The sequence below is a fragment of the Pseudomonas sp. lyk4-R2A-8 genome (assembly GCF_030209095.1).
Classification (GTDB): Bacteria; Pseudomonadota; Gammaproteobacteria; order Pseudomonadales; family Pseudomonadaceae; genus Aquipseudomonas; species Aquipseudomonas quebecensis.
Genome location: NZ_JARVSS010000011.1, coordinates 66,188 through 88,775, shown reverse-complemented (window position 1 = coordinate 88,775; position 22,588 = coordinate 66,188). Strand labels below are relative to the sequence as shown.

Annotated in this window: 25 protein-coding genes; 16 read left to right on the top strand and 9 right to left on the bottom strand. The window is 60.7% G+C overall.

The annotated features are described in order from the left end of the window. Positions 1-24: 24 nt before the first annotated feature. From QRN10_RS11395 to QRN10_RS11370, 6 genes are all read left to right on the top strand, one after another. Positions 25-975 carry a choline sulfate utilization transcriptional regulator gene (locus QRN10_RS11395; protein WP_266245231.1) on the top strand — a complete coding sequence of 317 codons (951 nt, stop codon included), beginning with the start codon at positions 25-27 and terminating at the stop codon, positions 973-975. A gap of 31 nt (positions 976-1,006) precedes the next feature. Beyond that, on the top strand, positions 1,007-1,333 hold the full coding sequence (locus QRN10_RS11390; RefSeq protein WP_181077474.1) for a DOPA 4,5-dioxygenase family protein: 327 nt from the start codon (positions 1,007-1,009) through the stop codon (positions 1,331-1,333). A gap of 167 nt (positions 1,334-1,500) precedes the next feature. Further along, a complete protein-coding gene (locus QRN10_RS11385) occupies positions 1,501-2,466 on the top strand; it encodes a 2-dehydro-3-deoxygalactonokinase (RefSeq protein ID WP_181077472.1) in 966 nt (321 codons plus the stop codon). Between the two features lies 1 nt (position 2,467). Next, positions 2,468-3,088 (top strand): 2-dehydro-3-deoxy-6-phosphogalactonate aldolase, encoded by a 621-nt coding sequence (locus QRN10_RS11380; protein ID WP_181077470.1) that lies wholly within the window; start codon positions 2,468-2,470, stop codon positions 3,086-3,088. Positions 3,089-3,135: 47 nt separating this feature from the next. Beyond that, complete coding sequence (dgoD, locus tag QRN10_RS11375; RefSeq protein ID WP_181077468.1) at positions 3,136-4,284, top strand: galactonate dehydratase; 1,149 nt, start codon at positions 3,136-3,138, stop codon at positions 4,282-4,284. A gap of 113 nt (positions 4,285-4,397) precedes the next feature. After that, on the top strand, positions 4,398-5,708 hold the full coding sequence (locus tag QRN10_RS11370) for an MFS transporter (RefSeq protein ID WP_181077467.1): 1,311 nt from the start codon (positions 4,398-4,400) through the stop codon (positions 5,706-5,708). Between the two features lie 67 nt (positions 5,709-5,775). Here the strand turns inward: QRN10_RS11370 and QRN10_RS11365 are convergent, their stop codons facing one another. The 3 genes from QRN10_RS11365 to trpB form a co-directional block, all read right to left on the bottom strand. Continuing rightward, positions 5,776-7,434, bottom strand: coding sequence for an FAD-binding oxidoreductase (locus QRN10_RS11365; RefSeq protein WP_285428422.1), 1,659 nt, complete (start codon positions 7,432-7,434; stop codon positions 5,776-5,778). A 175-nt stretch (positions 7,435-7,609) separates the two neighbouring features. After that, positions 7,610-8,419: a tryptophan synthase subunit alpha gene (gene trpA, locus QRN10_RS11360; RefSeq protein ID WP_181077464.1), complete on the bottom strand. Its 810-nt coding sequence runs from the start codon at positions 8,417-8,419 to the stop codon at positions 7,610-7,612. Next, the gene (gene trpB / locus QRN10_RS11355) at positions 8,420-9,646 is read right to left on the bottom strand and encodes a tryptophan synthase subunit beta (RefSeq protein WP_285428421.1); all 1,227 of its coding nucleotides are present in this window, start codon (positions 9,644-9,646) and stop codon (positions 8,420-8,422) included. A 110-nt stretch (positions 9,647-9,756) separates the two neighbouring features. Here trpB and QRN10_RS11350 point away from each other — a divergent pair, with 110 nt between their 5' ends. Beyond that, positions 9,757-10,677, top strand: coding sequence for a LysR family transcriptional regulator (locus QRN10_RS11350; protein WP_285428420.1), 921 nt, complete (start codon positions 9,757-9,759; stop codon positions 10,675-10,677). On the opposite strand, the gene QRN10_RS11345 is transcribed toward QRN10_RS11350, so the two are convergent. After that, positions 10,650-10,976 (bottom strand): ElaB/YgaM/YqjD family protein, encoded by a 327-nt coding sequence (locus QRN10_RS11345; RefSeq protein ID WP_034101663.1) that lies wholly within the window; start codon positions 10,974-10,976, stop codon positions 10,650-10,652. The genes QRN10_RS11350 and QRN10_RS11345 overlap by 28 nt on opposite strands. A gap of 156 nt (positions 10,977-11,132) precedes the next feature. Between QRN10_RS11345 and QRN10_RS11340 the strand changes: the two genes are divergently transcribed. Continuing rightward, positions 11,133-11,348 carry a dodecin gene (locus tag QRN10_RS11340; RefSeq protein ID WP_076952195.1) on the top strand — a complete coding sequence of 72 codons (216 nt, stop codon included), beginning with the start codon at positions 11,133-11,135 and terminating at the stop codon, positions 11,346-11,348. Positions 11,349-11,461: 113 nt separating this feature from the next. Then, the gene (locus QRN10_RS11335; RefSeq protein WP_181077459.1) at positions 11,462-11,686 is read left to right on the top strand and encodes a DUF1161 domain-containing protein; all 225 of its coding nucleotides are present in this window, start codon (positions 11,462-11,464) and stop codon (positions 11,684-11,686) included. 63 nt (positions 11,687-11,749) lie between these two features. Here QRN10_RS11335 and QRN10_RS11330 read toward each other — a convergent pair whose 3' ends face one another. After that, positions 11,750-12,751: an LLM class flavin-dependent oxidoreductase gene (locus tag QRN10_RS11330; RefSeq protein WP_181077457.1), complete on the bottom strand. Its 1,002-nt coding sequence runs from the start codon at positions 12,749-12,751 to the stop codon at positions 11,750-11,752. Between the two features lie 217 nt (positions 12,752-12,968). Between QRN10_RS11330 and QRN10_RS11325 the strand changes: the two genes are divergently transcribed. Together QRN10_RS11325 and QRN10_RS11320 are read left to right on the top strand one after the other, a co-directional pair. After that, entirely contained in the window at positions 12,969-13,400 is a 432-nt protein-coding gene (locus QRN10_RS11325; protein WP_181077456.1) for an OsmC family protein, read from the top strand. A 145-nt stretch (positions 13,401-13,545) separates the two neighbouring features. Then, on the top strand, positions 13,546-13,785 hold the full coding sequence (locus QRN10_RS11320) for a DUF1161 domain-containing protein (protein ID WP_003233678.1): 240 nt from the start codon (positions 13,546-13,548) through the stop codon (positions 13,783-13,785). Here QRN10_RS11320 and QRN10_RS11315 read toward each other — a convergent pair whose 3' ends face one another. Then, positions 13,786-14,208, bottom strand: a complete 423-nt coding sequence (locus tag QRN10_RS11315; protein ID WP_181077455.1) for a PA0061/PA0062 family lipoprotein — start codon at positions 14,206-14,208, stop codon at positions 13,786-13,788. A 109-nt stretch (positions 14,209-14,317) separates the two neighbouring features. Here QRN10_RS11315 and QRN10_RS11310 point away from each other — a divergent pair, with 109 nt between their 5' ends. Then, positions 14,318-15,361: an aminopeptidase gene (locus QRN10_RS11310; protein ID WP_285428419.1), complete on the top strand. Its 1,044-nt coding sequence runs from the start codon at positions 14,318-14,320 to the stop codon at positions 15,359-15,361. Between the two features lie 66 nt (positions 15,362-15,427). Here the strand turns inward: QRN10_RS11310 and QRN10_RS11305 are convergent, their stop codons facing one another. Together QRN10_RS11305 and QRN10_RS11300 are read right to left on the bottom strand one after the other, a co-directional pair. Then, positions 15,428-16,087 (bottom strand): HAD family hydrolase, encoded by a 660-nt coding sequence (locus QRN10_RS11305; protein WP_181077453.1) that lies wholly within the window; start codon positions 16,085-16,087, stop codon positions 15,428-15,430. Then, positions 16,084-16,626, bottom strand: a complete 543-nt coding sequence (locus QRN10_RS11300) for a gamma carbonic anhydrase family protein (RefSeq protein ID WP_181077452.1) — start codon at positions 16,624-16,626, stop codon at positions 16,084-16,086. Before QRN10_RS11300 ends, QRN10_RS11305 begins: the two co-directional genes overlap by 4 nt. Positions 16,627-16,728: 102 nt before the next feature. Here QRN10_RS11300 and prlC point away from each other — a divergent pair, with 102 nt between their 5' ends. Both prlC and QRN10_RS11290 read left to right on the top strand, forming a co-directional pair. Then, positions 16,729-18,780: an oligopeptidase A gene (prlC, locus tag QRN10_RS11295; RefSeq protein WP_285428418.1), complete on the top strand. Its 2,052-nt coding sequence runs from the start codon at positions 16,729-16,731 to the stop codon at positions 18,778-18,780. Further along, positions 18,777-19,049 carry a YheV family putative zinc ribbon protein gene (locus QRN10_RS11290; RefSeq protein ID WP_181077450.1) on the top strand — a complete coding sequence of 91 codons (273 nt, stop codon included), beginning with the start codon at positions 18,777-18,779 and terminating at the stop codon, positions 19,047-19,049. Before prlC ends, QRN10_RS11290 begins: the two co-directional genes overlap by 4 nt. Before the next feature lie 58 nt (positions 19,050-19,107). On the opposite strand, the gene QRN10_RS11285 is transcribed toward QRN10_RS11290, so the two are convergent. Continuing rightward, the gene (locus QRN10_RS11285; protein ID WP_181077449.1) at positions 19,108-19,764 is read right to left on the bottom strand and encodes a tyrosine-protein phosphatase; all 657 of its coding nucleotides are present in this window, start codon (positions 19,762-19,764) and stop codon (positions 19,108-19,110) included. Positions 19,765-20,048: 284 nt separating this feature from the next. On the opposite strand from QRN10_RS11285, the gene QRN10_RS11280 reads away from it, so the two are divergent. Together QRN10_RS11280 and QRN10_RS11275 are read left to right on the top strand one after the other, a co-directional pair. Then, positions 20,049-20,801, top strand: coding sequence for a gluconate 2-dehydrogenase subunit 3 family protein (locus QRN10_RS11280; RefSeq protein ID WP_181077447.1), 753 nt, complete (start codon positions 20,049-20,051; stop codon positions 20,799-20,801). A 2-nt stretch (positions 20,802-20,803) separates the two neighbouring features. Beyond that, on the top strand, positions 20,804-22,588 hold the full coding sequence (locus QRN10_RS11275; RefSeq protein WP_181077446.1) for a GMC family oxidoreductase: 1,785 nt from the start codon (positions 20,804-20,806) through the stop codon (positions 22,586-22,588).

Below are 22,588 nucleotides of genomic sequence, written 5' to 3'. Positions count from 1 at the left end.
CAATGTCTAGGATAAGCACAGCTTATGTATGAAGCGTTGGGTGATTTGTCTCTCGATTTGCTGCGCGCATTCGAAGCCGCTGCGCGCCACCGCAGTTTTACCGCCGCGGCGATGGAGTTGGGCACCACCCAGCCGGCGATCAGCCAGCAGATCAAGCGCCTGGAAGAACAATTGGCGATCCGCCTGTTCGACCGCATCTACCGTGGCATCGAACTGACCGACGCCGGCGCGCTGTTGTTCGAGCACGTTCAGGGCGGCTTGCAGGCGATCAACCAAGGCTTGGGTGTTATCACCCAGCATAGCCAGCACGAAGTGCTGCAAGTGGCCACTGACTTCGCCTTCGCCGCCTACTGGCTGATGCCGCGCCTGCACCGCTTCCACCAGGCCAACCCGCAGGTGGATGTGAGCCTGGTGACCAGCGAACGCAACCACGCCACGTTGCGCAGCGATATCGACGTGGCGGTGCTGTTCGGCGATGGTCGCTTCAAGCAGGGTGACAGCCTGTGGTTGTTCAACGAGGAAGTCTTCCCGGTGTGCAGCCCGCAGTGGCTCAAGGCTCAGGCTACGCGAATAAGCGTGCAGGACCTGCCCGACTGCCCCCTGCTGCACCTGCGCCAGGAAAACAACAGCCAGTGGTTCGACTGGAGCGGCGTGTTTCGTGAGCTGGGCCTCAGCGCCGCGCCCACGCCAGGTCAGTTGCGCTTCGACAACTACACCTTGCTGATCCAGGCGGCGATCGCCGGCCAGGGCGTGGCCATTGGCTGGCGTCACTTGGTGGATAACCTGCTGGAACAGAACTGGCTGTGCCGGCCGTTCAGCGACACCGTCATTTCGCGCTTTGGCTATTACGTGGTGCAACCGCAGCGCAAACGCCGGGGGCAACTGGTGGAACGCTTCGTCGATTGGCTGCTGGCCGAGCAAGCCAGCAGTGCGCAATCGCTGACCGGACTGGCCCTGCCCTCGATTGCGGTCTAGCATCTGGCGCACGTCGTCATCGGAGCCGGTCATGCACCGTATCAAGGGTTATCACGCTCATATCTACTTTGATGCCAACACGCTCGAGCAGGCGCGCGCCTTGTGCGAGGACGCGGCCAAGCTCTTCCCGCTGCGCATGGGCCGCGTGCATGAACGCCCCGTTGGCCCTCACCCCGACTGGAGCTGCCAACTGGCCTTTGACGCCGAATACATCGGCGTGATGCTGCCGTGGCTGGCGCTGCATCGAAATGGGCTGGTGGTGTTCCTGCATCCCAATACCGGCGATGACTTGAAGGACCACACCGACTACGCGATCTGGATGGGCGCGATGCGCGAGTTGGATCTGTCGGTTTTCTAACCTCTTCTTAAAGGATGCAAGTGCTGACATTCCCGAGGGTTTGTAGGACTTTGCTCGTCAATTTCCCACTATATGGGAGTCATATTTATATATTGAGATATTTCACGGCATAGGTTTATAGTCGCCCATCTGCTTTTTTCAGCACCCACTCATTTTCAGGTGAAGCGATGCAGGCGCAATTGATCGCGCTCGATTGGGGAACCAGCTCCCTTCGTGCTTACAAACTCGGCCCCGCAGGCGTGGTGCTGGAACAACGCTCGCTGGCGTCGGGCATCATGCATTTGCCCACAGAAGCCCGGGAAATTGCCGGCGTGCGCTGCGCCGACGGGTTTGAGTTGGCCTTCGATACGGCGTGTGGTGACTGGCTCGACGCCGAGCCACACTTGCCGGTGATTGCGTGCGGCATGGTTGGCAGCGCCCAGGGCTGGAGTGAAGCGGCGTATCGCAATACGCCGGTGGACGTTGCCAGCCTGGGCAAAGCCCTGCACGCCGTACGCAGCCTGCGTGGCGTGACGGTACACATCGTACCCGGCGTGATCGAGCAAGGCGGCTTGCCCAACGTGATGCGCGGCGAAGAAACCCAGGTGCTGGGCGTGCTGCGCAGCCTGCCGACCGGCGGTGAAGTGTTGATCGGCCTGCCCGGCAGCCACTCCAAGTGGGTCGAGGTGGTCGGTGGTTGCATCACCCACTTCGATACCTTCATGACCGGCGAGGTGTTCGCGATTCTCGGCAAGCACAGCCTCCTCGGCCGCACGCAGCAGACACCCGAACGCTTCCAGGCCGACGCCTTTGATCGCGGTGTGCAAGTGGCGCGCTCCCAGGACGGCCAGCGCGGTCTGCTGTCGACCCTGTTCAGCGCCCGCACCCTGGGCCTGACCGGCGAACTTGCGGCCGATCAGCAACCGGACTACCTCTCCGGCCTGATGATCGGTCATGAGCTGGCCGGCCTGCCCGACCGCGCCCGGCATACCCCGATCATTCTGGTCGGCGCCGGCGCTTTATGCGCGCGCTACCAACGCGCCCTTGCCCTCTGCGGTTTTGCCCATGTCAGCTTGGCCGAAGAAGCCACCGAGCACGGCCTGTGGCAACTGGCCGTGGCAGCCGGGCTCACTCAACCTGTATCGGAGGCCTGACATGCTCAAGCAAGCACTCGCACAAAACGGTCTGATCGCAATTCTGCGCGGCCTGCGCCCGGACGAAGCCCAGGCGGTCGGCCAGGTGCTGTACGACGCCGGTTTTCGCGTGATCGAAGTTCCGCTCAATTCACCGGACCCCTACACCAGCATCCGCACCCTGCGCGACAGCCTGCCCGCCGATTGCCTGATCGGCGCCGGCACCGTGCTGACGCCCGAGCAGGTGGAGCAGGTAAAGGCCGCCGGTGGCCAGGTGATCGTCATGCCCCACAGCGATGCCAAGGTCTTGCGCGCTGCCAAGGCGGCTGGCCTGTACCTGTCGCCGGGCGTGGCCACGCCCACCGAAGCCTTTGCCGCACTGGGCGAAGGCGCCGACGTCTTGAAGCTGTTCCCGGCCGAGCAAATGAGCCCGGCGGTGATCAAGGCGTGGCTGGCGGTATTGCCGGCGGGCACGTTGCTGCTGCCGGTGGGCGGTATTACCCCGGACAACATGCAGGTGTTCACCGACGCCGGCGCCAAAGGGTTCGGGCTGGGTTCCGGGTTGTTCAAACCGGGTATGACCGTGGATCAGGTAGCGAGCCGCGCCCAGGCTTATGTCGCCGCCTGGAAAGCCCTGAGCTGAGTTCAAGTTCCGCGCCCCTGGCGCTGCATCTACAAGAGAGATAACAGATGAAAATCACCAAACTGACGACCTTTATCGTCCCGCCTCGCTGGTGCTTCCTGAAAATCGAAACCGACCAGGGCGTGACCGGCTGGGGTGAACCCGTGGTCGAAGGCCGCGCCCATACCGTGGCCGCCGCCGTCGAAGAATTGTCCGACTACCTGATCGGCAAAGACCCGCGCAACATCGAAGATATCTGGACTGTGCTCTATCGCGGCGGCTTCTATCGTGGCGGCGCGGTGCACATGAGTGCGCTGGCCGGTATCGACCAAGCCCTGTGGGACATCAAGGGCAAGGCCCTCGGCGTGTCCGTCAGCGACTTGCTGGGTGGCCAGGTGCGCGACAAGATCCGCGTGTACTCGTGGATCGGCGGCGACCGCCCCGCCGACACCGCCCGCGCCGCCAAAGACGCCGTGGCCCGCGGCTTCACTGCGGTAAAAATGAACGGCACCGAAGAACTGCAATTCCTCGACAGCTTTGAAAAGGTCGACCTGGCCCTGGCCAACGTCGCCGCCGTGCGTGATGCGGTCGGCCCCAACGTCGGCATTGGCGTCGACTTCCATGGCCGCGTGCACAAGCCAATGGCCAAGGTGCTGATGAAGGAGCTGGACCCGTACAAGCTGATGTTCATCGAAGAGCCGGTGCTCAGCGAAAACTACGAAGCGCTCAAGGAACTGGCGCCGCTGACCAGCACCCCGATCGCCCTGGGCGAGCGCCTGTTCTCGCGTTGGGACTTCAAGCGTGTGCTGAGCGAAGGCTATGTCGACATCATCCAGCCCGACGCGTCCCACGCGGGCGGCATCACCGAAACGCGCAAGATCGCCAACATGGCCGAAGCCTATGACGTGGCCCTGGCCCTGCACTGCCCGCTGGGCCCGATCGCGCTGGCGGCGTGCCTGCAGCTGGATGCGGTTTGCTACAACGCGTTTATCCAGGAGCAGAGCCTGGGCATCCATTACAACGAGAGCAACGACCTGCTCGACTACGTGCGCGACCCCGGCGTGTTCGACTATGACCAGGGCTTCGTCAAGATCCCCAACGGGCCGGGCCTGGGCATTGAGATCAACGAAGAGTACGTGATCGAACGGGCTGCCATCGGCCACCGCTGGCGCAACCCGATCTGGCGCCACGCCGACGGCAGTTTCGCCGAGTGGTGATGCTCATCTGAAGACAACCGGTAAAAAATCTGGGAGGGGGCAAGCCCCTCCCATATCAAATCGATTTCTTCAGTAAGACTTGTCCTCAATAAACATAAGAAGAGACTTCCCCCATGCAACCTGAATCCTTGACCGGGCAGGCTCCTTTAGTCACGCCCAGCCGAAAGCGCTACTTCATCATGGTGCTGCTGTTTATCACCGTGGTGATCAATTACCTGGACCGCAGCAACCTGTCGATTGCGGCCCCCGCCCTGACCAGTGACCTGGGCATTGACCCGGTGCATGTCGGCCTGATTTTCTCGGCGTTCGGCTGGACCTACGCCGCCATGCAGATCCCCGGCGGCTGGCTGGTGGATCGGGTGCCGCCGCGCATCCTCTATACCGTGGCCCTGCTGCTGTGGTCCATTGCAACCGTCATGCTCGGCTTTGCCGCCAGCTTCATCGCCCTGTTTGTCCTGCGCATGGCGGTCGGTGCGCTGGAAGCGCCGGCCTACCCGATCAACAGTCGCGTGGTCACCAGCTGGTTTCCCGAGCGTGAACGCGCCACCGCGATCGGCTTCTACACCTCCGGTCAATTCGTCGGGCTGGCGTTTCTGACGCCGGTGCTGGCCTGGCTGCAGCACCACTATGGCTGGCACATGGTGTTTGTGGTCACCGGTGGCGTCGGCATCCTGTGGGCGGCGATCTGGTACGCGGTGTACCGCGAACCACGTGATTTCAAAGGCATCAACCAGGCCGAAATCGACCTGATCCGCGACGGCGGCGGGCTGGTGGACCTCAGCACCCAAGCGGCCAAGACCAAGGCGCCGTTCAGCTGGGTCGACCTGGGGATTGTCCTGAGCAAACGCAAATTGTGGGGGATTTACCTGGGGCAGTTCTGCCTGAACTCCACGCTGTGGTTCTTCCTGACCTGGTTCCCGACGTATCTGGTGAAGTACCGCGGCATGGACTTCATCAAGTCCGGCATGCTCGCGTCGCTGCCGTTTCTCGCGGCATTCGTCGGAGTCCTGTGTTCCGGGCTGTTTTCCGACTGGCTGATCCGTCGCGGCGCAAGCGTGGGCTTTGCGCGCAAGTTGCCGATCATCAGCGGGCTGCTGATCTCCACGGCGATCATCGGCGCCAACTTCGTCGAATCGACCCCGCTGGTCATCGCCTTCCTGGCTGTGGCGTTCTTCGGCAATGGGCTGGCTTCGATCACCTGGTCGCTGGTCTCCACCCTCGCCCCGGCGCGGTTGCTGGGCCTGACCGGTGGGGTGTTCAACTTCATCGGCAACCTGGCGGCGATTACCACGCCAATCGTTATCGGCTTCCTCGCCAGCGGTGATTCGTTTGCGCCGGCGATCACTTACATTGCAGTGCTGGCGTTGTTGGGGGCTTTGTCCTACGTGCTGCTGGTGGGCAAGGTCGAGCGCATCGAGCTGTAGGCCAGTCATCGCAGTGGCGAGGGAGCAACTCCCTCGCCACAGTCACAGTCGTCAGACTCGCCCGTTGTTACGCGTGCGGCACCGACATTTCATTGCGGAACACATTCAACGGGTCCCATCGCTGCTTGGTTCGGCGCAGGCGGCTCTCGATGATGGTGTTGGGGAAGAAGATCCCATACCACGAGGGGTTCTTGCCATTCGCCGGATCGCCGCCGAGATAGGTCATGTCCAGGTCCGGGTAGTTGATGTAGCAGCCCTCGAACTCCGGATCGTCCGGCACGCCGTTGGTGAATGCCGCGTTGAAAAGCCCACGGATCCAGTCGGCGTGGGCCTGGTCCGCCCCGTCGTCCGCCGTGTGCCAGTAACATTGCGGCTGCCACTTGAGGTACGAGGAGCGCTGAGCGGCGGATGTCTGCGCCAGGATCGGGCCTTCCATCTCGTTGATGCGCCCGCCGAACGATTGGATCTGGATCAGGCTCTGGGTCAACTGCTGCTCAGGGTCCGGCCAGTTCAGCGTGGCCCAGATCGCATCCAGCACGCGCTGGGTGAATTCGCCTTTCTGATACGCCGATTTATAGCGACCGCGTTGATTGTCACCGGAGCCGTTGAGCGATTGGGTGGCGTACAGCCAGTCCAGTTGCCGCGCCGCTTTTCGGGCATCCTGCAGAGAAGTAATGCGGCGCCCCCTTTGCCCATCGCGCGGTTGATGCACCACGTGGAACGGCACCAGCGACTGCCTCGGGCTCACGCCCACGGCGGTCAGTAGGCTGAGCACGAAGTCGTCGAAGGGCGCCCGGTCATCGAGTTGACCGTTCTTGTCGACATAGTGAATACCCAACGTCACGTTGCCGGTATTGAGGTGGCGCATCTCCAGCTTGGTCGACAGGCCCCAGGTATTGGGGTTTGCCTGATTGTCCGCGAACCATTTTTGATAGGCCCGCAGCAGGCGCTCCAAAGCCGGACGGGTCAGTTGCGCCCAATCCCATTCCAATGCCAGCCAAAGCACCTGCGTGGGCGCCGGTGGCAGGGCCTTGAAGTAATAACTGGTAATAATGCCGAACTGCCCACCTCCGGCACCGCAGCAAGCGGCGAACAGGTCCAGCTCAGCGCTATCGGTGCTGTCCCGGGACACATGCACAGGCACAAGGCCCGTTCCACTGACGTTGGCCACCAGCAGGTCAACGCCGTCCAGCCAGTCGCAGACCAGCCCGTGTTTGCGCGACAGCAACCCATAACCGCCGCCGCAGATATGCCCGCCAAGCCCCACCGAATAGCAGGAGCCGCTTGGCAGGGTTTTATTTGCCCTCTTATAAAGTGCGACGGTGGTGTCCCAGTTCTGGCAACCGGGTTCCAGGCGGACGCTGTAGCGACGAGGTGAGCCCGGCACCAGCATTGACCCTATCTGTCCGGACGGGTCGTAGGCGACTTGGTTCATTTGCCCGATATCCAGGATCGACAGGCTCTCGTGCGGCACTCCGGGCATCACGTTAGCGACAAACCCTTCATAACAATGACCGCCACTTCGCACCGTGATGCGGCCATTGGGCATGGCCAAGGCTTGCGCGGCGGCGTCGATGATGTCCTGCGGGTTGTGGCACAGGTAGATAAGGTTGGCGCCATTGGGCGAGGATTGGCCCTGGACGTTGCCCAGCGGCCAGCGCAGGTTGAAACCCTTCTGCAAGGCGGCATGACGGGGGTCTGAAGGCGGGACGAGATCAAATGCCATGATGTGCTCCGTGGGAGACGATAATGACTTCTGATGCAACTAACTTAACGACCGACAGCGCAAGAACGGCGGGGCTTGCAGAGGTGGTTAGACAGCAATAGGCACGAAGTGCGTTGAAGGTGGGGCGCAATGCCCACCTTCAGCCTAGCCTAGATCAGTCGGGAGCCTGAGGCCTTTACTTACGAGCGTTACGTACACCTTCCGACAACGCTGCGCAGTGGCTGAGCACACCATCGATCGCCTGCCGGTCGCTGCCGGCGGTGGCGATGTGATCGATCAACGCCGAGCCCACCACCACACCGTCCGCCAACCGGGCGATGGCGGCGGCCTGTTCCGGTGTGCGAATGCCGAAACCGATGCTGATCGGCAGGTCGGTATGGCGGCGCAGGCGTGTCACGGCTTCTTCGACATGTTCCAGGGTGGCGGCGCCGGCGCCGGTCACGCCGGCCACCGACACGTAATACACAAAACCGGAGCTGCCGTTGAGCACGGTCGGCAGGCGTACGTCATCGGTGGTCGGTGTGGTCAGGCGGATGAAGTCGATGCCTGCGGCCTGCGCCGGGTCGCACAGCTCGCGGTTATGCTCAGGTGGCATGTCTACCACAATCAGGCCGTCTACCCCGGCGTTCTTGGCATCGGCGATGAACGCAGGCACGCCGTATTTGTGGATCGGGTTGAAATAGCCCATCAATACCAACGGTGTTTCGTCGTTGTCCTTGCGGAACTCACGCACCATCTGCAGGGTTTTCGCCAGGTTCTGCTTGGCCTCCAGCGCGCGGATGTTGGCCAGCTGAATGGCCGGCCCGTCCGCCATCGGGTCGGTGAAGGGCATGCCCAGTTCGATCACATCGGCGCCGGCGCCGGGCAACCCTTTGAGGATCGCCAGCGAGGTGTCATAACCCGGGTCGCCGGCAGTGACGAAAGTCACCAGGGCGGCGCGGTTTTGTTCCTTGAGTTGCGCAAAGCGGGTTTGCAGGCGGCTCATTCAGTGTTTCTCCTGCTGGGACTGTTCCATGTGATGCATCACGGTCTGCATGTCTTTATCGCCACGGCCGGACAGGTTAACCACCATCAGGTGATCTTTCGGCAAGGTCGGTGCGCGTTTGAACACTTCGGCCAATGCATGGGCGCTTTCCAGTGCAGGAATAATCCCTTCCAGGCGGCAGCATTTGTGGAAGGCGTCGAGGGCTTCGTCGTCGGTCACCGAGGTGTATTGGACGCGGCCGATGTCATGCAACCAGGCGTGTTCCGGGCCGATGCCGGGGTAGTCCAGGCCGGCGGAAATCGAGTGGGCGTCGATGATCTGGCCATCGTCGTCCTGCAACAGGAAGGTGCGGTTGCCGTGAAGTACGCCGGGTACGCCGCCGTTGAGGCTGGCGGCGTGCTTGCCGGTCTCGATGCCGTGGCCGGCCGCTTCGACGCCGATGATGTCCACGCTCTTGTCGTCCAGGAACGGGTGGAACAGGCCCATGGCGTTGGAGCCGCCGCCGATGCACGCCACCAGGCTGTCCGGCAGTCGGCCTTCCTGGGCTTGCAGTTGCGTGCGCGTCTCCTTGCCGATCACGGCCTGGAAGTCGCGGACCATTGCAGGGTATGGGTGTGGACCCGCTACGGTGCCGATCAGGTAGAAAGTGCTGTCGACGTTGGTGACCCAGTCGCGCAGGGCTTCGTTCATGGCGTCTTTGAGGGTGCCGGTGCCGGCAACCACCGGAATCACTTCGGCGCCCAATAGCTTCATGCGGAACACGTTGGCCTGCTGGCGCTCGATGTCGGTGGTGCCCATGTAAATCACGCATTGCAGGCCGAAACGCGCGGCTACCGTGGCGGTGGCCACGCCGTGCATGCCGGCGCCGGTCTCGGCGATGATGCGTTTTTTGCCCATGCGTCGCGCCAGCAGGATCTGACCGATGCAGTTATTGATTTTGTGCGCGCCGGTGTGGTTCAGCTCTTCGCGCTTGAGGTAGATCTTGGCGCCGCCGCAGTATTCGGTCAGACGTTCGGCAAAATACAGCGGGCTTGGGCGACCAACGTAGTCGCGCTGGAAGTAGGCCAATTCCTCGTTGAACGCCGGATCAATCTTGGCCGCTTCGTATTCGCGGGCCAGGTCGAGGATCAACGGCATCAGGGTTTCAGCGACGTAGCGGCCGCCGAACGCGCCAAACAGGCCGCTGGTGTCTGGGCCGTTGCGTAGATCGGTCTGGGACTGAGTCATGGGACGCTCCAGGAAAGAATTCGTGTGGGAAGCAATGTGGGCCACTCTACCCCTCACATCCGCGGCTGAAAACCGATAAGATCGCTGCAACCTGTCAGGAAAACTCACAGATGAGCCGAGACCTTCCACCCCTCAACGCCCTGCGCGCGTTTGAAGCCACCGCGCGCCTCAACAGCGTCAGCCAGGCCGCTGAGCAACTGCATGTGACCCACGGGGCAGTCAGTCGCCAATTGAAGGTGCTCGAAGCACACTTGGGCGTCAGCCTGTTCGTCAAGGAGGGGCGTGGCCTTAAACTCACAGATGCGGGCGTGCGGCTGCGCGATGCCAGCGGCGAAGCGTTCGAGCGTTTGAGAGACGTGTGTGCGGAACTCACCCAGACCGGCGCCGACGCCCCCTTCGTACTCGGCTGTTCGGGCAGTTTACTGGCACGCTGGTTGATTCCGCGCCTTGGCCGCCTGAACGCTGACTTGCCGGACCTGCGCCTGCACTTGTCGGCGGGTGATGGTGATCTGGACCCGCGTCGTCCGGGGTTGGATGCGTTGCTGGTGTTCGCCGAACCGCCGTGGCCGGCCGATATGCAGGTATACGAGTTGGCCAGTGAGCGTATCGGCCCGGTCATGAGCCCGCGATTCAGCGGTTATGAGCGTCTGCGTCAGGCGCCTGCGTCGGCGTTGTGCGGTGAAGCGCTGCTGCACACCACGTCACGGCCCCAGGCGTGGCCCAGTTGGGCGCAGCAATACGGCATCGCACCGAATGCGTTGAAGCACGGGCAAGGGTTCGAGCATTTGTATTATTTGCTGGAGGCGGCTGTGGCCGGGCTGGGGGTGGCGATCGCGCCGCAGCCGCTGGTGGCGCAAGATCTGCTGGCCGGTCGCCTGGTGGCGCCTTGGGGGTTCAGCGAAACCCCGGCGCACCTGGCATTGTGGCTACCCAAGCGCGCCGCGGATGGGCGCGCCCGGCAGCTGGCGCAATGGCTCAAGACAGAGCTGTCGCGCCAACCGATTCAGTCACCGCGCTTGCACAGCAAGTAAGCCGCCAGCAGACCCAGCGCGCCAACGGCAACGCCGGCAGTGGTCCAAGGGTGCTCTTGCGCGTAATCGCGAGTTGCCACGCCGGTTTCGCGCAATTTCACTTTGCTTTCTTCATAGGCATCGGTGATCAGATGACGGGAGTGCTTGAGCGCATTCTCGGCATTGCTTTTCAGGGCCTTCAAGGTTTTGCGCGACTCATCCGACGCATCGTCCTTGAGGCTTTCAAGGGACTTGAGCAGGCTCGAAATCTCGGCTTCCATGCTTTCCAGCGACGCTTTGCGTAAAGAAGTGTTAGCCATGTGGATTCTCCTGAAGTGATTGAGTGGCGTGTGTAGATACCGACTGCTGGGTTTTCAGAAAGTGCAGTAAATCTGAACTTTCAGGTAGGAACGGTCGCCTGAAGCAGTACGGATATTGACTGCTAGGCTTCTTAAACATCCCTCAGGAGAAACCCCATGACCGATCACCACACTTACAAAAAAGTTGAACTGGTAGGTTCGTCCACCACCACTATCGAGGATGCGATCCAGAACGCATTGGCCGAGGCCAGCAAAAGCCTCAAGCACCTGGAATGGTTTGAAGTGACTGAAACGCGCGGTCATATCGAAGATGGCAAGGTCGCCCACTATCAGGTCACTCTGAAGGTGGGATTCCGAATTGCCAGCAGTTGATCCTGTGAGTTGAACTTGCTGACTGGCCGATTGCCATAACCTGCGCTACAACGTTCGGGTGCCGATGCCACTGCGTCGGCACGTTCTATTGGATCAGCGCAAGGAAGTAACGGATGAAGAAGCTTCTGTTAGCCGTAGGTTTGTTGAGCCTGGCAGGTACCGCCCTGGCGGCGGGCAAGTCGTGTGAAGACCTCAAAAGTGAAATTGCGGCGAAAATCGACGCCAAAGGTGCTTCGGGCTATTCGCTGGAAGTCGTCGACAAAGGCGCTTCTACCGACGCCAAAGTGGTCGGCACTTGCGAGGGCGGCACCAAGGAAATCGTCTACAAACGCGGTTAACCCCGTGTTGCAGACATAAAAAACCGACGCGGGTGCGTCGGTTTTTTTTCGACTGGGGTTAGGTCAGCCCTTCATCAGCTGCGCCAGCAACTCGTAGGAATGAATCCGGTCCGCGTGCTCGTACAGGTCGCAGGTGAAGATCAACTCATCCGCGCCGGTCTGTTCGATCAGCACCTCGAGCTTGGCGCGAATCTTCGCCGGGCTGCCGACCATGGCCAGGCCGAGGAAGCTGCCGACCGCGTCCTTTTCATGGGGCAGCCATAGGCCATCCATGCTTTTCACCGGTGGGCGCTGCACCAGACTTTGGCCGCGCATCAGCGCGAGAATGCGCTGGTAGACGGAGGTCGCCAGGTAATCGGCCTGTTCGTCGGTATCGGCCGCCACCAGCGGAATGCCCAGCATCACGTAGGGTTTGTCCAACACAGCCGAAGGCTTGAAGTGATTGCGGTACACGCGAATCGCTTCGTGCATTAAACGGGGTGCGAAATGGGAGGCGAAGGCGTAGGGCAAACCACGCTCGCCGGCCAGTTGCGCGCTGAACAGGCTCGAACCCAGCAGCCAGACAGGCACGTTGGTACCGGTGCCGGGGACGGCGATAACCCGTTGGTCGGGGGTGCGCGGGCCCAGGTAGGCCATCAGTTCGGCCACGTCCTCGGGGAAATCGTCAGCGCTGCCGGAGCGCTCACGGCGCAGGGCGCGGGCGGTCATCTGGTCGGAACCGGGGGCGCGACCCAGGCCCAGGTCAATGCGGCCCGGGTACAGGCTTTCAAGGGTGCCGAATTGCTCGGCGATTACCAGCGGCGCGTGATTGGGCAGCATCACACCGCCGGAACCGACACGAATCGTCGAGGTGCCACCGGCCAGATACCCCAGCAACACCGAAGTGGCCGAGCTGGCGATGCCGTCCATATTGTGGTGTTCGGCTACCCAGAAACGGTTGTAGCCGAACTTTTCCACATGCTGAGCCAGGTCCAGGGAATTGCGCAGCGATTGTGCCGGGCTACCATTGGCGCGTACGGGCACCAGGTCGAGGGCGGAAAACTTAACGTCGGACAGCGATTTCATAAGCCTGCTTCTCCAATTGAGGGCGCAGGCTTTTAAGACGAACCAAAACCTGCCGCTTCATGTGCATCCTCCATGCAATGAGGGCATATACCCGAGATTCAATAGCTGGCCTGAAATTTCCTACTAAACTGCTGGGTTTCTCTTACAAGATGAACTTTGCCCGAGCATCTATCCTCAGAACCTTACTGAAGCAAAACCACCGTTCGAGGAGAAAGCTATGAGTATTGTTAAAAAGGCATCCGCGCATTGGGAAGGTGATCTGAAGACTGGTGTGGGCTCCATCTCCACCGAAACCGGTGTGCTGCGCGAAGCGCCCTACGGCTTCAAGGCCCGTTTCGAGGGCGGCAAGGGCACCAACCCGGAAGAGCTGATCGGTGCGGCCCATGCGGGCTGTTTCTCCATGGCGTTTTCCATGATTCTGGGCGATGCGGGCCTCAAGGCCGACAGCATCGACACCCAGGCCGACGTGACGCTGGATCAGGTCGAAGGGGGTTTTGCGATCACCGCCGTACACCTGACGCTCAAAGCCAAGATCCCAGGCGCCAGCCAGGCGCAATTCGATGAATTGAGCAAAAAGGCCAAGGAAGGGTGCCCGGTGTCCAAGGTTCTGAATGCAACCATCACTCTGGATGGCACGCTGGTTAACTGACACAACAGGTCCAAGGTGGGAGGGGCAAGCCTGCTCCCCCACTTTGTGCTGCGTTAAATAAGAACTCCCGTTTCGCACCTGTGGTCCTATACCCTATGCAGCCTAGGCGCACACTCGTGCGCAATGCATTCAGGGAGCTTCAACCATGAAACGTTTTGCCTTGGCGATCATCTGCGGTGTGTTGGCCACATCGGCCGTGGCCGCTCCAAAAGATTGTGAAGAGCTCAGGAAAGAGATCGAAGTGAATATCCAGGCCAAGGCGATTCCGTCCTACACCCTGGAAATCATCACCGCCGAAGAAGCCAAGAACCACGACAGTGCCATGATTGTTGGCTCGTGCGAAAACGGCACCAAGCGCATCATCTACCAGAAGAACAACGACTGATCAGAGGCAGTTCACACTGCGTTCCTCTGCCAGCAACTGGCGGGCGGAGTCATACAGTCGGATGTTGGGCGTAAAGGCCAGCGAGCGGCCTTCCAGCACATAGCGTTGGCCAGCCTGGAAGTGGTCGTACTGCAACGTCATGAAGCAGGTTCGATATTGCATCTGGCTGAGCCCTCCCAGCCCGCCACCCGCCGGTACCTCAAAGTCAAAGCGCACCATCAGCTCGTGGGCGCCGGTTGGTATCTGGAAGTAGCGTCCGTCTTCGAGATTCTTGCCGTCCAGACGCTGTGCCATCAACAGTTTGGCGCCTGGTGTGGGGGTGATGAAATCGACCCATGCCTGATGCGGGTCGGCGGGCGGTACCGGTGTCGTTGTGCAGGCACTCGAGAGCAAGGCAACAACGGCAACTAAGAACAGGCGCATGGCAAAGTCTCAATGCAGGGGGACGTTTGAGTATAAACACCTCTGGACGTGGAAAATTCCCGCGCGGCACGCCAGTCTGGCGCACAGGGTATCCAGGAGCAGTCGGAACATGATCAGGCGTTTACTTACAGGGGGGTTGGCCGTGCTGCTCGGCGGGTGCTCCAGCGTCAGTTACTACAGCCAATTGGCGAGCGGCCAATGGCAGTTATTACGTGCCCGCGAGCCGGTGGCTCAGGTAATAAGTGACCCGACGCGCCCGCAGGTACTGCGCGACCACCTGGTGCAAGCACAAAAAGCGCGCACCTTCGCCAGCGAACACCTGCACCTGCCTGACAACCTGAGTTACCGGTTGTACGCAGACATCGGCCGCCCCTATGTGGTCTGGAATGTCTTCGCCACGCAGGAATTTTCTCTGACGCCTCAAAACCATTGCTTTCCCATCGCCGGCTGTGTGGCCTATCGCGGCTATTACAACCAGGGCGCGGCGCGTGGCGAGGCGGCGGTGTTGAAGTTACAGGGCATGGACGTGGCGATCGGCGGCGTGGAAGCGTATTCCACTTTAGGATGGTTCGATGACCCGATCATGAATTCGATGATGAACTGGGGCGACGAGCGGCTGGCCACGTTGATTTTTCATGAGCTCGCTCACCAGCGTTTCTATGTGAAAGACGACACTGAGTTCAACGAGTCGTTTGCCACCTTTGTCGAGCAGGAAGGCACCCGCCAGTGGCGGGCTGCGCGCAGCCTGCCACCGCTCAGCGATGCACAGGCGCAGCAACGTGACCAGTTTATCCGCTTGATCCTGGACACCCGCCATCGCCTGGAAAACCTCTACGCGCAGCCTCTGGCCCCGGACGTGATGCGTCAGGCCAAAGCGGCGCAGTTCGAGCAATTGCGCCGCGACTACCGGCAACTGCGCGACACCCAATGGGCCGGTGACAAACGCTATGACGCCTGGGTCAACCAACCTATGAACAACGCAAGGCTGTTGCCGTTCGGGCTGTATGACCAATGGGTGCCGGCGTTTGCGGCGTTGTTTGCGCAGCAACAGGGGGATTGGGTGAAGTTCTACGCCGCGGTGGAAAAGTTGGGCGAGTTGCCGGTGGTGCAGCGTAAGGCTGCGTTGAGGCAGTTGGAGGGTGTGGGTCTGTAGGGCCTCATCGGGGGCAAGCCCCGTCCCACCTTTTTAGGCTGCACAGCTTGCCCCCGATGACGATTTTTAAGGCCGCTGCAAAAACGCCCGGTGCATCGCGGCCAATGTCTCGAAATGCCAGGTCGGCGCTTCGGCATTCAATTCTTCAAAGCTGCCAAAACCATACCCCACCGCCGCCGAATCCAGCCCATTGCTGCGGGCGCCGATCAGGTCGTGCTTGCGATCGCCGATCATCAAGGTGCTGGCCGGGTCCAGGCCCTCTTCTTTCATCAGGTGCGCAAGCAGCTCGACTTTATCGGTGCGCGTGCCGTCCAGTTCGCTGCCGTAAATCACCTTGAAATGCTTGGCAAAGTCGAAATGACGGGCAATTTCCCGGGCAAATTCCCACGGCTTGGAGGTGGCGATGTACAACTGACGCCCTTGCTGGTTGAGTGCCTCCAGCAATGGCATCACGCCGTCAAATACGCGGTTTTCATACAGCCCGGTAACCTTGAAGCGTTCGCGATAGTAATTCACCGCGTCCCAGGCTCTGGCTTCATCGAAGTCATAGAACTGCATAAAGGCTTGCAGTAACGGCGGACCGATGAAATGTTCCAGCCGGGTCAGGTCCGGTTCATCGATACCCAACTTGGCGAGGGCGTACTGGATCGAACGGGTGATGCCTTCGCGCGGGTCGGTGAGGGTGCCGTCCAGGTCGAACAGCACGGTGGAGTAATGCAGGCTCATCGGTCGAATCCTTCAGCCAGGTGCAGGTCTTTGAGCTTCACGTAGTTCGCCGCGCTGTAGGTGAAAAAGGCGCGTTCCTTGTCAGTCAGCGCACGGACTTGTTTGACCGGGCTGCCGACATACAAAAAACCGCTCTCCAGCGTCTTGCCCGGCGGCACCAGGCTGCCGGCGCCGATGATCACGTCATCTTCCACCACCGCGCCGTCCATCACGATGCTGCCCATGCCGATCAGAATACGGCTGCCAACCGTACAGCCATGCAGCATGACCTTGTGGGCGATGGTCACATCGTCGCCGATCAGCAGCGGAAAACCGTCGGGGTTGAAGGGCCCGGCGTGGGTGATGTGCAGCACGCAGCCATCCTGGATGCTGGTGCGCGCGCCGATACGGATGCGGTGCATGTCGCCGCGAATCACCGTCAGCGGCCATACGGAGCTGTCGGGGCCGATTTCGACATCGCCGATCACCACCGCCGACATATCGACAAAAGCCCCGGCGCCCAGGGTTGGCGTGTGGTTCTGATAGGTGCGAAGGGTCACGATAGCTTCTCTCTCTTCTGCTGATAGCTGCGGTGGGCATTGATTGTAATTAAGATGGCCCCATCTTTGTTCTTACATGTTTCTCCAGCCAAGGTGCCCACCGTGAGCGCGAACAACCCTCTTCTGCAGCCCTACGACCTGCCGCCGTTCTCGGCGATCCGTGCCGAGCACGTTCAGCCGGCCATCGAACAGATCCTCGCCGACAACCGCGTTGCCATCGAAGGCATCCTGCAAAGCCAAGGGAAAAATCCGACATGGGCAGGCCTGGTCCTGGCTATGGATGAACTCAATGACCGCCTGGGCGCAGCCTGGAGCCCGGTGAGCCACCTCAACGCCGTGTGCAACAGCGCCGAACTGCGCGAAGCCTACGAGGCGTGCCTGCCGGCATTGAGTGCTTATTCCACTGAAATGGGCCAGAACCGCGAGTTGTTCCAGGCCTTCGAAGCCTTGGCCAACAGCCCGGAAGCCGCAGGCTTCGATGTGGCGCAAAAAACCATCCTGGAACACTCCCTGCGCGACTTCCGTCTGTCGGGTATCGATCTGCCGCCCGAGCAGCAAAAACGTTATGCCGAAGTGCAAAGCAAACTCTCCGAGCTGGGCAGCAAGTTTTCCAACCAATTGCTCGACGCTACCCAGGCCTGGACCAAGCACGTCACCGATGAAGCCACCCTCGCTGGCCTGACCGACTCGGCCAAGGCGCAGATGGCCGCCGCCGCTCAGGCCAAGGGCCTCGACGGTTGGCTGATCACCCTGGAATTCCCTAGCTACTATGCGGTGATGACCTACGCTCAGGACCGCGCCCTGCGTGAAGAAATTTACGCTGCCTACTGCACCCGTGCGTCGGATCAGGGCCCGAATGCCGGCCAGAACGATAACGGCCCGGTGATGGAACAGATCCTGGATCTGCGTCAGGAACTGGCCAGCCTGCTGGGCTACGCCTCGTTCTCCGAACTGAGCCTGGCCACCAAAATGGCCGAGTCCAGCGACCAGGTGCTGAGCTTCCTGCGTGACCTGGCCAAGCGCAGCAAGCCGTTTGCAGCCCAGGATCTGGAGCAGCTCAAGGCCTACGCCGCCGAACAGGGTTGCGCCGATTTGCAGAGCTGGGACAGCGGGTATTACGGCGAAAAGCTGCGCGAGCAGCGCTACAGCGTTTCCCAGGAAGCCCTGCGCGCCTACTTCCCGATCGACAAGGTGCTCAGCGGCCTGTTCGCTATCGTGCAGCGCCTGTATGGCATCGAGATCGCCGAGCAAAAAGGCTTCGACACCTGGCACCCGGACGTTCGCCTGTTTGAAATCAAGGAAAACGGCCAGCACGTCGGGCGCTTCTTCTTTGACCTGTACGCCCGCGCCAACAAGCGCGGCGGTGCCTGGATGGACGGTGCGCGCGACCGTCGCCGCACTGTCGATGGCGTGCTGCAAAGCCCGGTGGCCAATCTGGTGTGCAACTTCACCCCGGCCGACAGCGGCAAGCCTGCTCTGCTGACCCATGATGAAGTCACCACGCTGTTCCACGAATTCGGCCACGGCCTGCACCACCTGTTGACCCGTGTCGAACACGCCGGTGTCTCCGGGATCAACGGCGTGGCGTGGGATGCGGTGGAGTTGCCGAGCCAGTTCATGGAGAACTGGTGCTGGGAGCCGGAAGGCCTGGCGCTGATCTCCGGCCACTATGAAACCGGCGAACCACTGCCCCAGGACCTGCTGGAAAAGATGCTCGCGGCGAAGAACTTCCAGTCCGGCCTGATGATGGTGCGGCAACTGGAGTTCTCGCTGTTCGACTTCGAATTGCATGCCACTCATGGCGATGGTCGCAGCGTGCCCCAGGTGCTTGAAGGCATACGTGACGAGGTTTCGGTCATGCGTCCGCCGGCCTACAACCGGTTCCCCAACAGCTTTGCGCACATCTTCGCCGGTGGTTATGCAGCGGGTTATTACAGCTACAAATGGGCCGAAGTGCTGTCGGCGGATGCCTTCTCCAAGTTTGAAGAAGAAGGCGTGCTCAATGCTGAAACCGGCCGTGCGTTCCGCGATGCGATCCTGGCGCGTGGCGGTTCCCAGGCGCCGATGGTGCTGTTCGTCGATTTCCGCGGCCGCGAGCCGTCCATTGACGCACTGTTGCGTCACAGCGGCCTGAGTGAGGATGCAGCAGCATGAGCGAAGGGCCTGTGATCACCAAAAAGCAATTTATCGCCGGGGCCGTGTGCCCCGCGTGCAGCGAGCCGGATAAGTTGAAAATGTGGACCGAGGACAGCGTGCCCCATCGCGAATGCGTGGCCTGCGGCTACACCGATACGCTCAATGACCAAGGCTTGTCGGTGCCCAAGGAATTGGGCACGCGGGTTAATACGTCAGCGCTGAAAGTGCCGGACCCAAAGGTGCAGGCGGTGCAATTCTTTCCAAATCCGAAGTTGAAAAAGGACTGAGCACACCCAGAGCAGGCAGCGCGTCCATTCAACCGGACCGCTGCTGCCTGATCCGTTTCTACTCCTTCTGCTCACTGCCTGTCGTGGAAATCCATTGCTTCATCGAACACAGCGCAAACGCGCTGGTGCTGCAATCCCCGGTGGCCAAGGCAGTGCGTAATTTGTCGATATCGGCGCGCATCATGTAACGAACACCGTCCTTGAAGCCATTACTGCTGCCAAACCCGCCCAACGTCATTTCGTTCAGCGCATCCTCTTTGCTCCACCCTTGAATCACCACCCGATACATCGCCGCCATCAGGCCGGTGCGGTCCGAGCCGTGCTTGCAGTGCATCAACACCGAGCCATTGGCTTCTGCCTGTCGGATTGCGCGCAATGCGGCCAATACATCTGAATCGTCTACGTGGTTGGTGCGATACGTCAGCTGCACTTGTTTGATATCGGAGTCGGCGAGCCAGCTGTCATCGGATTCGGGCAGGAAGTTGATGACGGTGCCAACGTTCAGTTTTTCCAGCAGAGGCAGCGCGCGGCTGTCCGGCAAGCCGCTGCGGTAGAGCGTGGGCGTCATCTGGTGCAAGTTGTAGTGAGCGTCGATCGGTTGGGCCCATTCGGGGGACCGGACGGAAGTGACGATTGCGTCGGCCTGCACAGAAACATTGGCGAATAGACTGACGAGCGCCAGGCACAGGGCAGGTAACACGGGGTGTTTCAGCATGGTCGACGTAACCGAAAGGAGGTGGTGAGTGGTCGTCAGAGTGGGTGACGTCGAGTCAATGCCGTGTGAGGCGTTCGTCAAAGAAACGTGATCGGCGAGCAGCGCTGCCGCTGTTTTCTGGGCTGAATCGATTCCCTTGATGCTTAGCCTGCTATCATTCGTAACTATTCATGACAGCCGCGTTCTATCTATCTGAACAGGTTGGATCCAATAGCTGTTCATATTCCCCAAGCCGCTCGCTAGAAGCGGCTGATCAATCCGTGACCACATGATGAGGTGCACCCATGTCTGATCAAGATCAAGACAACCCCCGGCGTGATTTTTTGCGCAAATCCTTGACCTTGATCCCGGTGGTCACGGTTGCCAGTACCAGCTTGGGTGGTTCGATGCTGATGGCGACGCCTGAACCGGTCCAGGCCAGTCCGGCTAGGCCAGCAGTTAGCGAAAAAGCCTACGAACCCAGCTACTTCACGGCTGAGGAATGGGCGTTTATTCACGCCGCAGTCGCGCGCTTGATCCCTGCCGATGACCAAGGCCCCGGCGCCCTTGAAGCGGGTGTGCCTGAGTACATCGACCGTCAGATGAACACGCCCTATGCCAGCGGTGCGCTGTGGTACATGCAGGGGCCGTTCAACGCCGATGCCGCACCGGAGATGGGCTGGCAGAGCAAGCTGGTGCCCAAGGAAATTTATCGCCTGGGCATTGCTGCGACGGATGCATGGTCCAAGGCGTTCAACGGCAAGGTCTTTGCCGCTCAAGACAGCGCTACCCAGGAGGACATGCTGCGTCGCCTGGAAGCTGGCGGCGGTGAAGTGGCCGACCATTTCGAGGCGGTGCCGGCCAGGATGTTCTTCAATCTGTTGCTGCAAAACACCAAGGAAGGTTTCTTCTGCGACCCGATTCACGGCGGCAATAAAGGTATGGTCGGCTGGACCCTGATCGGCTTCCCCGGCGCGCGCGCCGACTTCATGGATTGGGTGGAACGCAACGAGCAATACCCCTTCCCGGCAGTTTCCATCCGCGGCGAGAGGGCATAAACGTGGCGACCATCATGAAAAAAGTCGATGCGGTGATCGTAGGTTTTGGCTGGACCGGCGCGATCATGGCCAAGGAGCTGACGGAAGCGGGTTTGAACGTGGTTGCGCTGGAGCGCGGCCCGATGCAGGACACTTACCCCGATGGCAACTATCCCCAGGTCATCGACGAACTGACCTACAGCGTACGTAAAAAACTCTTCCAGGACATTTCCAAAGAGACCGTGACCATTCGCCATAGCGTGAATGACGTCGCCCTGCCCAACCGTCAGCTGGGCGCATTTCTGCCGGGCAACGGTGTGGGTGGAGCGGGCCTGCATTGGTCCGGCGTGCATTTCCGTGTCGACCCGATCGAGTTGCGCATGCGCAGCCACTATGAAGAGCGCTACGGCAAGCATTTCATTCCCAAGGACATGACTATCCAGGACTTCGGCGTCAGTTACGAAGAGCTGGAGCCGTTCTTTGATTACGCGGAGAAAGTCTTCGGCACCTCCGGCCAGGCCTGGACCGTCAAGGGTCAAGTGGTGGGTGAAGGCCGCGGCGGTAACCCTTATGCGCCGGACCGCTCCAACCCGTTCCCGCTGGAGTCGCAGAAAAACACCGTCTCTGCACAGCTGTTTCAGAAGGCGGCTGCCGAGGTGGGTTACAAACCCTACAACCTGCCATCCGCCAACACTTCGGGGCCATACACAAACCCCTACGGGGCGCAGATGGGGCCATGCAATTTCTGCGGGTTCTGCAGTGGCTATGTCTGCTACATGTACTCCAAGGCGTCGCCGAACGTAAACATCCTGCCGGCGCTGCGGCAGGTGCCGAATTTCGAACTGAGGCCCAATTCCCACGTACTCAAGGTCAATCTCGACAGTACCAAGAGCAAGGCCACCGGCGTGACCTACATCGACGGCCAGGGTCGCGAGTGCGAGCAGCCGGCGGACTTGGTGATTCTTGGCGCGTTCCAGTTCCACAACGTGCGCTTGATGCTGCTGTCGGGTATCGGCAAGCCTTACGACCCGATCAGTGGCGAAGGCGTGGTGGGCAAGAATTTCGCTTACCAGAACATGGCCACCATCAAGGCGTTCTTCGACAAAGACACGCACACCAATAACTTCATCGGTGCAGGCGGCAACGGTGTGGCCATCGATGACTTCAACGCCGATAACTTCGACCACGGCCCCCACGGTTTCGTCGGCGGCTCGCCGATGTGGGTCAACCAGGCCGGCAGCCGGCCGATCGCCGGCACGTCCAATCCTCCAGGTACGCCCGCCTGGGGCAGTGCCTGGAAGCGCGCCACCGCTGATTACTACACCCATCAGGTGTCGATGGATGCCCACGGCGCCCATCAATCCTACCGGGGTAATTACCTGGATCTGGACCCGGTCTACCGCGATGCCTACGGCCTGCCATTGCTGCGGATGACATTCGATTGGCAGGAAAACGACATCAAGATGAACCGCTTCATGGTCGAGAAGATGGGCAAGGTCGCTCAGGCAATGAACCCCAAGGCGATCGCCGTGTTGGGCAAGAAGGTCGGTGAGCACTTCAACACTGCGTCTTACCAGACCACCCACCTCAACGGTGGCGCGATCATGGGCACCGACCCGAAAACCAGTGCGTTGAACCGCTACCTGCAATGCTGGGATGTACACAACGTGTTTGTCCCGGGCGCATCCGCTTTCCCACAAGGCTTGGGCTACAACCCTACCGGCCTGGTGGCGGCACTGACTTATTGGTCGGCCCGTGCGATTCGCGAGCAGTACCTGAAAAATCCCGGCCCGCTGGTTCAGGCATAA

Bases quoted from the DNA above. Each gene is read 5' to 3' on its own strand.
- QRN10_RS11395 (WP_266245231.1), top strand. From the start codon at position 25: ATGTATGAAGCGTTGGGTGATTTGTCTCTCGATTTGCTGCGCGCATTC.
- QRN10_RS11390 (WP_181077474.1), top strand. From the start codon at position 1,007: ATGCACCGTATCAAGGGTTATCACGCTCATATCTACTTTGATGCCAAC.
- QRN10_RS11385 (WP_181077472.1), top strand. From the start codon at position 1,501: ATGCAGGCGCAATTGATCGCGCTCGATTGGGGAACCAGCTCCCTTCGT.
- QRN10_RS11380 (WP_181077470.1), top strand. From the start codon at position 2,468: ATGCTCAAGCAAGCACTCGCACAAAACGGTCTGATCGCAATTCTGCGC.
- dgoD (WP_181077468.1), top strand. From the start codon at position 3,136: ATGAAAATCACCAAACTGACGACCTTTATCGTCCCGCCTCGCTGGTGC.
- QRN10_RS11370 (WP_181077467.1), top strand. From the start codon at position 4,398: ATGCAACCTGAATCCTTGACCGGGCAGGCTCCTTTAGTCACGCCCAGC.
- QRN10_RS11365 (WP_285428422.1), bottom strand. From the start codon at position 7,434: ATGGCATTTGATCTCGTCCCGCCTTCAGACCCCCGTCATGCCGCCTTG.
- trpA (WP_181077464.1), bottom strand. From the start codon at position 8,419: ATGAGCCGCCTGCAAACCCGCTTTGCGCAACTCAAGGAACAAAACCGC.
- trpB (WP_285428421.1), bottom strand. From the start codon at position 9,646: ATGACTCAGTCCCAGACCGATCTACGCAACGGCCCAGACACCAGCGGC.
- QRN10_RS11350 (WP_285428420.1), top strand. From the start codon at position 9,757: ATGAGCCGAGACCTTCCACCCCTCAACGCCCTGCGCGCGTTTGAAGCC.
- QRN10_RS11345 (WP_034101663.1), bottom strand. From the start codon at position 10,976: ATGGCTAACACTTCTTTACGCAAAGCGTCGCTGGAAAGCATGGAAGCC.
- QRN10_RS11340 (WP_076952195.1), top strand. From the start codon at position 11,133: ATGACCGATCACCACACTTACAAAAAAGTTGAACTGGTAGGTTCGTCC.
- QRN10_RS11335 (WP_181077459.1), top strand. From the start codon at position 11,462: ATGAAGAAGCTTCTGTTAGCCGTAGGTTTGTTGAGCCTGGCAGGTACC.
- QRN10_RS11330 (WP_181077457.1), bottom strand. From the start codon at position 12,751: ATGAAATCGCTGTCCGACGTTAAGTTTTCCGCCCTCGACCTGGTGCCC.
- QRN10_RS11325 (WP_181077456.1), top strand. From the start codon at position 12,969: ATGAGTATTGTTAAAAAGGCATCCGCGCATTGGGAAGGTGATCTGAAG.
- QRN10_RS11320 (WP_003233678.1), top strand. From the start codon at position 13,546: ATGAAACGTTTTGCCTTGGCGATCATCTGCGGTGTGTTGGCCACATCG.
- QRN10_RS11315 (WP_181077455.1), bottom strand. From the start codon at position 14,208: ATGCGCCTGTTCTTAGTTGCCGTTGTTGCCTTGCTCTCGAGTGCCTGC.
- QRN10_RS11310 (WP_285428419.1), top strand. From the start codon at position 14,318: ATGATCAGGCGTTTACTTACAGGGGGGTTGGCCGTGCTGCTCGGCGGG.
- QRN10_RS11305 (WP_181077453.1), bottom strand. From the start codon at position 16,087: ATGAGCCTGCATTACTCCACCGTGCTGTTCGACCTGGACGGCACCCTC.
- QRN10_RS11290 (WP_181077450.1), top strand. From the start codon at position 18,777: ATGAGCGAAGGGCCTGTGATCACCAAAAAGCAATTTATCGCCGGGGCC.
- QRN10_RS11285 (WP_181077449.1), bottom strand. From the start codon at position 19,764: ATGCTGAAACACCCCGTGTTACCTGCCCTGTGCCTGGCGCTCGTCAGT.
- QRN10_RS11280 (WP_181077447.1), top strand. From the start codon at position 20,049: ATGTCTGATCAAGATCAAGACAACCCCCGGCGTGATTTTTTGCGCAAA.